The organism is Pseudomonas sp. PS02290, assembly GCF_029960075.1.
Classification (GTDB): Bacteria; Pseudomonadota; Gammaproteobacteria; order Pseudomonadales; family Pseudomonadaceae; genus Aquipseudomonas.
Genome location: NZ_JASCOY010000031.1, coordinates 53,519 through 60,287 on the forward strand (window position 1 = coordinate 53,519; position 6,769 = coordinate 60,287).

General features: G+C 60.0%; 3 protein-coding genes. All 3 read left to right on the forward strand.

What is annotated here, in order from left to right:
- Nucleotides 1-19 precede the first annotated feature (19 nt).
- The 3 genes from QMX88_RS15545 to urtA all read left to right on the forward strand — a co-directional run bounded on the left by QMX88_RS15545 (nt 20) and on the right by urtA (nt 6,649).
- On the forward strand, nt 20-1,393 hold the full coding sequence (locus tag QMX88_RS15545; RefSeq protein WP_282370809.1) for a PepSY-associated TM helix domain-containing protein: 1,374 nt from the start codon (nt 20-22) through the stop codon (nt 1,391-1,393).
- Between the two features lie 264 nt (nt 1,394-1,657).
- Nucleotides 1,658-5,134: a dermonecrotic toxin domain-containing protein gene (locus QMX88_RS15550; protein ID WP_282370811.1), complete on the forward strand. Its 3,477-nt coding sequence runs from the start codon at nt 1,658-1,660 to the stop codon at nt 5,132-5,134.
- A 249-nt stretch (nt 5,135-5,383) separates the two neighbouring features.
- Nucleotides 5,384-6,649: an urea ABC transporter substrate-binding protein gene (gene urtA, locus QMX88_RS15555; protein WP_282370813.1), complete on the forward strand. Its 1,266-nt coding sequence runs from the start codon at nt 5,384-5,386 to the stop codon at nt 6,647-6,649.
- Nucleotides 6,650-6,769 lie beyond the last annotated feature (120 nt).

Genomic DNA, 6,769 nt, shown 5'->3' on the forward strand with positions numbered 1-6,769 from the left:
CTGACGGGAGCGTTGCACCATGTCCAAACCGAATGTGTCTTTCTACAACCTGGCATGGCGATGGCATTTCTATGCCGGCCTGTTCGTCGCGCCGTTCATGATCCTGCTGGCGGTCACCGGGATCATTTACCTGTTCAAGCCTCAGCTCGACACGCTGATGTACAGCGACCTGCTGACAGTCAAACCCGCGCACCACTCACTCAGTGCCGATGACCTGCAAAGCCGCGTGCTGACGGCTTATCCACAGGCGCAAGTGAGCAAGTACCTGCCGCCGCTGAACGCCGAGGGCAGCGCGCAGTTCGTGGTCAAAAACGACGGCCGCGACGTGAACGTGTTCATCGATCCGTACAGCGGCACGGTGCTCGGTACCCAGGACGCAAAGCAAAACCTGCAAGCCATCGCGCGCGAACTGCACGGCGAACTGATGATTGGCACCGTCGGTGACCGGCTGGTGGAACTGGCCGCTGGCTGGGGCATCGTGCTGGTGGTTTCAGGTGTGTATCTGTGGTGGCCACGAGGGCGATCACCGGCCGGCGTGCTCTGGCCTCGCCTCACCGCGCGTGGTCGCATTCTCTGGCGCGACCTGCACGCGGTGACCGGATTCTGGGGTTCGGTGGCGCTGCTGTTCATGCTGCTGAGCGGCATGACTTGGACCGGCATGTGGGGAAAGGTCTACGCCGACGTGTGGAACACTTTTCCGGCGGCCATGTGGAATGACGTACCCAAGTCGGATAAGCAAGCGGGCGCCTTGAACAGCGCGAGCATACAGACCGTGCCGTGGGCCATGGAAAACACGCCGATGCCGGTGTCGTCCGGGGATCACGCCGAGCACATGAATCACATGCACATGTCCAGCGCTCCCGCAGCGCCGGGCATCTCCCTTCAGCAAGTGGTGGACATTGCCAAGGCGCACCATATCGAGCCGGGCTACAGCATCACCCAACCGAAAACGGCTGACGGCGTATTCACCGTTTCCGTATTCGCCGACGACCCGCGAAATGACGCCACGCTGCACGTCGATCAGTACAGCGGCAAGGTGCTGGCGGATGTGCGTTACAGCGATTACAGCACGGTGTCCAAGGCCACTGAACTGGGCGTGATGCTGCACGAAGGCAAGATGTACGGCTGGGTGAACCAGCTGCTGATTCTGTTCATCTGCCTGATGGTGCTGCTGAGTTCGGTGAGCGGAATCGTGATCTGGTGGAAGCGTCGCCCGCAGAACGGCTTTGGCGTTCCGCCTTTGCGCCATGACTTGCCGCGCTGGAAAACTGCGACGGCAGTGATGATCGTGCTGGGCGTGGCCTTCCCACTGGTGGGCGTTTCGATGCTGGCGGTGTGGCTGCTCGATCGAATAGTGCGTTCGCGCTTTGCCAAAATGGCGACAACAGCTTAGATTGCGTCTCGCGGGGCCTGGAACCTCTTTTGGGTGGTTTAGTGATGAATTCCTCCTCATTTCGGGTTTCAGGCTCCGCACCTGTTTTATCTGCTCACTGAGCGCTGCCTTTCTTCCCCGAAAAATCCTACTTGCCTGGTCGCTTTCCCTTCGCGCTCAGGCCAGAGAGTGCCTACAGACGCACGCCCCAAGCCCTGACTCCATGCAATGAGTTGCCGAACCCAACGGTTCTGCGAATCATCCCCCATGCAATGAACAGGCACCATGAATCCCACAACCGTCACTCCCTCAACTACGTCCACCTCCACACCCATCGCTGACAGCCCCGCGCTGACACGCTACGAGCTGCCCGATTTCACCCAGGCCCTTGAACAGACGTTTGCCGAATGCCTTCGCCTGTCCCATCCCGGTCTTGTGGTTGATTGCGCCAGTGCGCGGCTCGTCTGCCGAGAGCGAAACCCGCAACCTGCCGCAACGGCGACCATCAGCAGTTACGCGCTGCTTGCCAGCCTGGTAGCCCATTTCACCGGGCTCTTTGAATGGCAGGACGTCGAGTCTGCCGGGCTCTACGCCACAGAGTTTCCTTCGGCTGACACGCCCTCCCTTGGCGGACTGGACCGCGACGCGCTGGCCACTTTGTACGCCTCCGTCGCACAAACGCTGGCCGAGCGGTACAAGCAACGGCTCTCGGATCACTGGGCAGAGATTCAGCCTTCCGGCAAAACCCGGCGCGATGACTTTCTCGCCGACCGGGTTCAACTGCTCAGGCTGGAAGGCCAGATGCGTGTCGAGCGCGGCCAGTTTCAGCCGCATCTTCACAGCATGCTTAACGACACGCTGGATTACGGCGTCGACACCTCGCCCGAGCCGTTGCAGAAATACGATGTGTTCAGCTTGTCGCTGGGTAGGAGCGACGGTCCGCTGTTTCCTCTGACCGGCACGTTTGTGATCACCGAACAACGCAGCGATCAGGTTCCGGCAACCGACGACGCGTCACTGGGCGAGGTCATTCTGTACACCCCCGCCGACAGCCTGGAGCGATTCGATTCACTGCATCAGCTCACCGAGACTCTCACCCGACGCCTTGCCGAGGACACTCAACGCGGTCGGCTGCTGAGCCATCTCACGCTCGATGACGTAGTGGCACTGGCGCTTCCCGGCGTTGAAAACGCGCAGCCCGCTCTGCGCTGGAGCTTGCAGAGGCTGGGCAACAATTTCATGAGCCTGCTGCTGACATTGCAGATCATCAAACAGAAGGCCGACTTTGATCACGCGGTGAAAATCGCCCAGTCCCTCAGGCTGGATCAACCCTCATTCCAGCGGCTGATTTTCGAGCTGATGGCCTCGGAACAGCTGTTCGATAACCACCGCATCGAGCGCCTGCTGGATTGCGATGTGGTGCGCGAGCAGATGCCTGAGTGGTGGCAACGGATGAATGAAGATCAGCACGTCGAATGGGCGCGACACGCGAAGGTGTACGCGCAGGCGATCCGCGCAATCCGGCGCATCAGCCTTGATCACTTCAACACACCACAAGCTGACAGCCTGCACGTCCTGAGGGCTTACGCCGATGCGACGGTCAGCGCCGCACTGGCGGAGAAAAACATTCAACTGTCGCCCCGACAGATTCTGGTAACGGCGATGTTCCACCAGCCCATCCCGGTGCGCTTTTACCCTATCACCGTGATGGAAACCGAGACTCACTCGCAGACCTTCTCACTGCACGCCCTGGCCCACGACAACGCACTGCGGGTGACCGCTCAGGATGCCAGCGAGTTGCGGGCTGCAGACGGGCACGGTGCAGAAGTACCGGGTCTCTCCGCAGAATTCACGCGCGAGCTGCTGGCGCGAATCGACATGCCAAAGCGACTGGATGACTACCTTGCCGAACACTTTGACCACTCTGATTTCGCTGACCAGTTGAAGCACCAGCACCGCGAGTTGCTGTTGGCGCGCCTGGGCATGGCGTATATCGAGAGTGAGCTGAACGGCTTTCCTGAAAACCGGCTGGCGTGGATCAAAGCGGTACTGGACGGTCCCGATTCGCAGCGGCGTCAGGGGGTGGGCGGGGTCAGGATCGAGGTGCGATTACTGCAGATCAGCGGGGTAAAAATCCCGGACATCATGCTGATTGCCCCGGTCGGCAAATTCGACAGGGGGCCTCTGACCCTTTGCACGCTTAACGCGCCGGATAACGTGGTGTTCCGCACCTTTGACAGCATGTTCCATCTCACCCAGGCGTTTCTGGAACAAGACGTGTACAAATCCTACGTGGCGAGGTTGATGCCATTGGCCGACAGGCGCCTGGCCCGGGTGATGCTCGATTATGAGGAGTGGCTCAAGCACTGGCGCTTTCCAGACGCGTTGACGTCGCTGCCAGGTCCATTTCCCGCCCCGTCCCATTTGATAAAGCCAGTGGTCTTCGTGACGCAGACCGGCGACCTGTTTGACGAGCATTTCAGGATCAGGATCCGCCAACTGAAAGAAGAAGCGAAATCCCTGTTGGTCCAGCCTGGTGGTGGCAATTCCCGAAAGCAGGTATTCGACATGGTCGTGAGCATCGCACTGCTGCTGTTGCCCCCGCCGGTCATGGTTCCGCTCGCACTGGGGCTGGGCCTTTACAACGCCTGGAGCGGTTTTCAAAAAGTGGATGAAGACGACTGGGAGGGTGCAGCCCAAGAGTTTATGGACGCGGCCGGTTATTTGCTGACTGCCGGGATCGGTCAGGCAAGTGCCGCGGCGCTGAAGGGGCCTCAACTGGCGATGATAAAACGCCCGCATCTGGTCCGCCGCACCGGACGCCATGGGCAGGTGCAAATCGGCTATATGCTGTCACCCGCTGGTGCGCCCTTCTTTGCGGAGTCGGGCATGGTCACGCGGCTGGACCCGAACAAATTCACCGAAATCACCTTCGGCTCTGAAACGGGTTACGTGGGTCGACGCTTCAACCTGTTCGGACGATCTCGCCTGTATCGCCCCTATCCTCGTAATCCGGCGCTACTGATTCATGAGGATGAATATGTCGTCCGGTCAAGCGCCGGGGGCTGGAAGAAGGTCTCGCAACCGGTCGTGCGCCTGAGTCCACAGGCCGACCGACAGGCCCGGCATGACTTGAGCCGATTACTCAACGGATGGCCTACTCCAATCGAAGGCATTTCCATCACTGAACCGTCCCTTGATGAACCGCGCTTCCTGGCCCTCGCGAACCACGCCAAAGCGGAGCTCTACCCCGAACTGCTCGACTATATCGAAGGGGGCTCGGCCGAGATCAACCGACTCTTGAGAAGCGGCGCGCGAACACCCCGCACGCAGGCATTCCTCAACCAGTTCCACCGCCTGCGCTCATGGAAAGGCGATGCGTTCCGCGCCGCGCACGTAACAGACGAGAGCCTGCAGCAATTGCGACGCGAGCTCGGTGCGGTGTTCGTGGATGCGGGCGTGCAATCGGCGTCGATCAGCCGAACCAATGCCGTGCGCTGGAGCTTGGACAGCTTCGTGACTGACCCGGCGCCGAGCAATACGCATCCGGTGTTTCTGATCTTCGCGCCGTCGGTGCCGAAGAAAAACATGTTCTCGGGTTTTCTCGGTGATCACGTCGCCATCCCGCCCGGCACCCGCCTGCAACTCCGGGCGTTCAGAGAGGTGAACGGAGAAATGTTCGCCTATTTCACCGCGCCGGACAGGCTGGTGTATGAAACATTCGATCTGTTCACCGGCGAGCGTGAGCTTTTTGTGAGGTAGCCCTTCTCGCCAATCGCGTCAGACCACCCAGCCTTGCGGCTCCAAAGGGATCGCACCAGTTGGGCGCACCTGACGCACCACCTGACTCGCACCGATCCACATTGGTGCGGGGCGCCCCGTGCAGGCGACGTTTTCAGTCCACTTTGCGACGAGCGCGGCCTTGGCCCAGCGTTTGCTAAAGCCTAAGCAGACTCAACTCTGCACCGCCAACAGCCGTCATCTAAAAAAATCAAAGAATGGAGCTAGCCAATGAAGCGTCGTAGTTTGCTGAAAGCGTTCACTTTGTCTGCATCGATCGCAGCGATGGGTTTGACCTGGACCGCTCAGGCGGCCGAGACCATCAAGGTCGGCATTCTGCATTCTTTGTCCGGCACCATGGCCATCTCCGAGACCTCGCTCAAGGACATGGCGCTGATGACCATCGATGAAATCAACGCCAAGGGCGGCGTCAACGGCAAGATGCTCGAGCCTGTGGTGGTCGACCCGGCGTCGAACTGGCCGTTGTTTGCGGAGAAAGGTCGCCAGTTGCTGACCCAGGACAAGGTCGCCGTGGTGTTCGGTTGCTGGACCTCGGTGTCGCGCAAGTCGGTGTTGCCGGTCTTCGAAGAGCTGAACGGCTTGCTGTTCTACCCGGTGCAGTACGAAGGCGAAGAGATGTCGCCGAACGTGTTCTACACCGGTGCCGCGCCTAACCAGCAGGCCATTCCTGCGGTTGAATACCTGATGAGCGAAGACGGCGGCGCGGCCAAGCGCTTCTTCCTCTTGGGCACCGACTACGTCTACCCGCGCACCACCAACAAGATTCTGCGCTCGTTCCTGCACTCCAAAGGTGTGGCGGACAAGGACATCGAAGAGGTCTACACCCCGTTCGGTCACAGCGATTACCAAACCATCGTGTCGAACATCAAGAAGTTCGCGGCAGGCGGCAAAACCGCTGTGATCTCCACCGTCAACGGCGACTCCAACGTGCCGTTCTATAAGGAACTGGGCAATCAGGGCCTGAAAGCCACCGACATACCGGTGGTGGCGTTCTCGGTCGGCGAAGAAGAATTGCGCGGCGTCGACACCAAGCCGCTGGTGGGCAACCTGGCCGCGTGGAACTACTTCGAATCGGTGAAGAACCCGGTCAACACCAAGTTCGTCGCCGACTGGAAGGCCTACGCCAAGGCGCACAACCTGCCGAACGCCGACAAGGCCGTGACCAACGACCCGATGGAAGCCACGTACGTGGGTATCCACATGTGGGCGCAAGCGGTGGAGAAAGCCAAGTCCACCGACGTGGATAAAGTCCGCGAAGCCATGGCCGGCCAGACCTTCGCCGCGCCGTCGGGCTTCACCCTGACCATGGACAAAACCAACCACCACCTGCACAAGCCGGTGATGATCGGCGAGATCAAGGCCGACGGTCAGTTCAACGTGGTCTGGCAGACCAAAGAACCGATTCGCGCCCAGCCGTGGAGCCCGTTCATTCCGGGCAACGACAAAAAGCCTGACTACGCGGTGAAGAGCAACTAAGGAAAACAGGGTAAACGGTCGGTTGAAATGTTCCGGCTGAACCTATCCCTGTAGGAGTGAGCTTGCTCGCGATTGCGATCTGCCTGTGACGATGATGTCGGCTGGTATACCGCCATCGCG